This is a genomic window from Maribellus maritimus (genome assembly GCF_022267315.1).
Classification (GTDB): domain Bacteria; phylum Bacteroidota; class Bacteroidia; order Bacteroidales; family Prolixibacteraceae; genus Draconibacterium; species Draconibacterium maritimum.
Genome location: NZ_JAIKLE010000097.1, coordinates 1 through 3,850 on the forward strand (window position 1 = coordinate 1; position 3,850 = coordinate 3,850).

The window sequence follows — 3,850 nt, forward strand, 5'->3', positions numbered from 1 at the left end:
GAAAGAAATACAGGTGTTGTTTCCCCTTCTTTGTATTGTGGATGGAGTATGCGACCTGCATTGCCGGTCTGTAAGAGGTTATTTTTGTCTTCGTCAGTTAGCGTAATACCAAAATAAGGGCGGTCCAGTTCAGGTTTATTGCGAACAGCATGGACAGCAACGTTGAAGTTTCCGTCTTCATTCTGACGAAATGCCAACCGTGCATCGGTGCGGATGGTCATGTTATCGGTTTTAATGGTTATTGGGATTAAATCGGGTGATTTCTGGAAATTCAACATGGGCTCCAGGTTTTTCGTATTTTTCAGAAAATCTTTTGATACTCCAAGCTTTTCCAGTTGCGCCCAGTCCACCTTATTTTCATCAATCAGTTTCGCAGGCTTTTCCTGTTTTTCTTCTTTTTGAAGATACTGTTCCGGCTTGACTTCATGTTTGTCTAGTGTTTCTTTGTTGGACGGTACTTCGGGATTTTGCAGCATCTTATCCAGTACAATGGCTGTTTTTTCAACCAAATTGGCTGGTACCCTGAAAAATTGGAATTCAGTTGGGTTTTTATATTGCCTCTGGAAATTGGTGAAAAAGTTTTCCAGCGGGCTTCCAAACCTATCAATTTTTAAAAAGCTGGCGGCGTTGGCCTGATTGGGAAGTTCGGTTTGTAACTTGCCGTTTTCATCAAAACCTTTAACGACTTTTAATTTACTCTCGTTTTTTTCTTTGACCAGTAATACATCCTGGTCATTGATTTCTTGTTTCATGATACATTTCTTTTAATGATTTAAAAGCTAATGTATCAGTGTTTGCGCTTGATTCAGGACATGTGGCAGCATTTGGCGTTGAGAGGATGGGTGTGGCGTTTGGCTCTAATTTTTAATTAATTTTTCCCTTTTAAAAACAAAATATTCACACTATAATGTGATTTTCAATAATTACACTGATAACAACTCATGAATTCACTGCGAAATCACATTAAAATATGATTTATATTGTTTTTATCAGATAAAACACTTAATTTCACCTCAAAATCACATTATAATGACATCATCAGAAATAGGAGAGCAAATAAAGGAAAGAAGAAAGGTACTTAGGATTACCCAGCCAGACCTTGCTGAGATGGCAGGTATCAGCATAAATACATTGTATAAAATTGAACGGGGACAGGCAAATCCAACGGTTGAGATATTGAATAAAATCGCTGATATCCTGGGAATGGAATTAAAACTGGAAGTAAAACAACCAAAACTGTAAGCAATGCGAAAAGCGAATGTTTATAGAAATGGCAAACTGGTTGGGGCACTCTCCCAATTTTCTACCAATGATTACGAATTTAGGTACGATGACAACTGGTTTGCCAACGGAGAGCTTCCGGCAATTAGCCTTACCATGCCGAAAAGCCAACAGGTTTACAAGTCGGAATATTTGTTTCCATTCTTTTTTAATATGCTGTCGGAAGGTGTAAACAGGCAACTGCAAACCCGACATTTAAAGATTGACGAAAAAGATTATTTTGGTTTGTTACTGGCAACAGCTAAAACAGATACCATTGGAGCAATAACCATTTCAGAAATTAAAGAATGAGCTTACCAGAAATAAAATACTGTCCGGGGACATTAGCAGAAGGATTCTATAATTACAGTACAGCCTGTTTAAGACGGGTCTTTGAAGGACGAAAAGTGAGCCATGTATTGCCGTATGCACCTCCGCAAAGCAATGAAGAAGACGCTGAAAAATTTATAGAAAACCGGAAACGAATTTCCATATCCGGCGTACAGGAGAAGTTATCGCTCCTGCTTGACAAAAATAAATTACGCCTAACCGAAGAAGGAGAACAGGGAACTTACATATTAAAGCCTATCCCCAGGGATGTGAAAAGTGTTGACCAGGTTCCGGCAAACGAACATCTTACCATGCAGATTGCCCGGCAAATATATGATTTGCAAACAGCCGAAAATGCACTGATTTTTTTCAGCAACGGAGAACCTGCATACATCACCAAACGGTTCGATGTAAAAGAGGATGGCTCAAAATGGGGAAAGGAAGACTTTGCAACGCTCGCCGGGAAAACGGAAGAAAATGCAGGGCATAACTTCAAGTATGATTACAGCTATGAGGCTATGGGTGAGTTGCTGAAAAAATATGTTCCTGCCTGGCGGGTGGAAATCGAAAAATTGTATTCGTTAATTGTTTTCAACTTCCTGTTTTCAAACGGGGATGCACACTTGAAAAACTTTTCACTCATTGAAACACCCAGCGGAGACTATGTGTTAAGTCCGGCATATGACTTGCTTAATACAAGAATTCATGTAGATGATTCAGACTTTGCATTGGATGGAGGATTATTCAGCGATGGTTTCAAATCGGAGGAAATGAAAAAAAGCAGTCATCCCGGATTGCACGATTTTCAGGAACTGGCACGAAGATTCGGGATAAATGAAAAACGGAGGGATAAAATCCTTACCCCCTATTTGCAAAGACAACCTATGGTTGAGGAATTAACCCATCGTTCTTTTTTGAATGATAAAACAAAACGTGCTTATTTATTACATTATCAGACCAAAAGAAATTATTTGAATAAAGTATGACATTGAATCGTGATGCTTTCAGTTTAGGCGTCACTCTTAATTCGAGCCAGTTCATCTAAAACAATTTGTGCTGTTTCATCTTTTATCCGCCGATAGTTGTATTCAATTTCATCCTGTAAATGATTCTTGCCATCCTCATCAGTAAAATTTGTAATTACAGGGATGGGCTTATACGCGGCTGCTTCTTTCGCCACTCTTTCATTATCAACTACAATTTCTGCATGAAAAATCTTTTGCTCGATACGTTCATCAAAATTGTCAGAAACAGCCCCGACAAAAACTCCCTGTGTGAGGTTGCTGATTTTTGATGCAGGGATTAAAGTATCCATCTGGGTATTTATTGAAGTGGATTTATCCTGCCGGTTGATGGTCATTGATTGCCGTTTTTGAAGAACCTTCCCAAAGCGTTCCGATAATGTCTTGGCCGTTTCGCCAACTACCTGCCCACTAAAAATATTTCCGACTGTATTCATCACGACCTTGGCTTCCTTGTCGCCGTAATCGCGGTTTAACTGCGAAAAATCCTGAAATCCCAAACATACGGCTACCTTGTTACTCCGGGCAGTTGCAATCAGGTTGTCCAGTCCCCTGAAATAAATCGTTGGAAGTTCATCGATTATCACAGAACTTTTAAGCTGGCCCTTTTTATTTATCAGTTTTACAATCCGCGAATTGTATAATCCAAGGGCTGCGGAATAGATATTTTGTCTGTCGGGATTATTTCCCACGCAAAGGATTTTGGGTTCTTTCGGATTATTGATATCCAAAGTAAAATCATTTCCAGACATTATCCAGTATAACTGCGGAGAAATCATTCGTGAAAGCGGAATTTTTGCACTTGCAATCTGTCCCTGTAACTGGTCCTGCGCACCTCCTTCCCATGCATCGATAAAGGGAGAAAGATAATTTTCCAGTTCCCGGTACGACGTGAGAATGGTAAAAATATCCGCATACTTTTTATTCAGGAACTCGATGGCATGAGGAAAAGTACAGTATTTTCCATTCTTGTATATCTTCAGATACCAGATAATAGCTGTAAGAAGGATAATTGGAGACTCCACAAAAAAGTCGCCTTGTTTCTGAATCCATGTTTTGTTCAGGTTCAGCATGATAGTGTAGGCCGATTCGTAAGCATCGGCAATATCAGTCATAAATTCCGGGGCGATTGGATTACACCGGTGGCTCCGTTCAGGATTATCAAAGTTTATCACGTAGAATTTAGGCGGATGTTCATACTTATCGATGTTTTTCATCAGAGTATTGTACGCGATAAT

Annotated in this window: 5 protein-coding genes; 3 read left to right on the forward strand and 2 right to left on the reverse strand. The window is 39.5% G+C overall.

Annotated features, from left to right (window positions below; translation table 11 throughout):
• The coding region (locus K5G00_RS28915) for a DUF4099 domain-containing protein (protein ID WP_238770003.1) at positions 1–752 on the reverse strand (752 nt) is incomplete at its 3' end.
• Positions 753–1,029: 277 nt separating this feature from the next.
• Here K5G00_RS28915 and K5G00_RS28920 point away from each other — a divergent pair.
• Genes K5G00_RS28920 through K5G00_RS28930 form a run of 3 tightly spaced genes read left to right on the forward strand, consistent with a single transcriptional unit; the run spans position 1,030 to position 2,576 of the window.
• Positions 1,030–1,242 (forward strand): helix-turn-helix domain-containing protein, encoded by a 213-nt coding sequence (locus K5G00_RS28920; RefSeq protein WP_238770005.1) that lies wholly within the window; start codon positions 1,030–1,032, stop codon positions 1,240–1,242.
• A gap of 3 nt (positions 1,243–1,245) precedes the next feature.
• Complete coding sequence (locus K5G00_RS28925; protein ID WP_238770007.1) at positions 1,246–1,572, forward strand: HipA N-terminal domain-containing protein; 327 nt, start codon at positions 1,246–1,248, stop codon at positions 1,570–1,572.
• Positions 1,569–2,576: a type II toxin-antitoxin system HipA family toxin gene (locus K5G00_RS28930; RefSeq protein WP_238770009.1), complete on the forward strand. Its 1,008-nt coding sequence runs from the start codon at positions 1,569–1,571 to the stop codon at positions 2,574–2,576. Before K5G00_RS28925 ends, K5G00_RS28930 begins: the two co-directional genes overlap by 4 nt.
• A 23-nt stretch (positions 2,577–2,599) precedes the next feature.
• On the opposite strand, the gene K5G00_RS28935 is transcribed toward K5G00_RS28930, so the two are convergent.
• Positions 2,600–3,850 (reverse strand): TraM recognition domain-containing protein (locus K5G00_RS28935; RefSeq protein WP_238770010.1); only part of this gene is annotated, 1,251 nt, incomplete at its 5' end.

Bases quoted from the DNA above. Each gene is read 5' to 3' on its own strand.
- K5G00_RS28920 (WP_238770005.1), top strand. From the start codon at position 1,030: ATGACATCATCAGAAATAGGAGAGCAAATAAAGGAAAGAAGAAAGGTA.
- K5G00_RS28925 (WP_238770007.1), top strand. From the start codon at position 1,246: ATGCGAAAAGCGAATGTTTATAGAAATGGCAAACTGGTTGGGGCACTC.
- K5G00_RS28930 (WP_238770009.1), top strand. From the start codon at position 1,569: ATGAGCTTACCAGAAATAAAATACTGTCCGGGGACATTAGCAGAAGGA.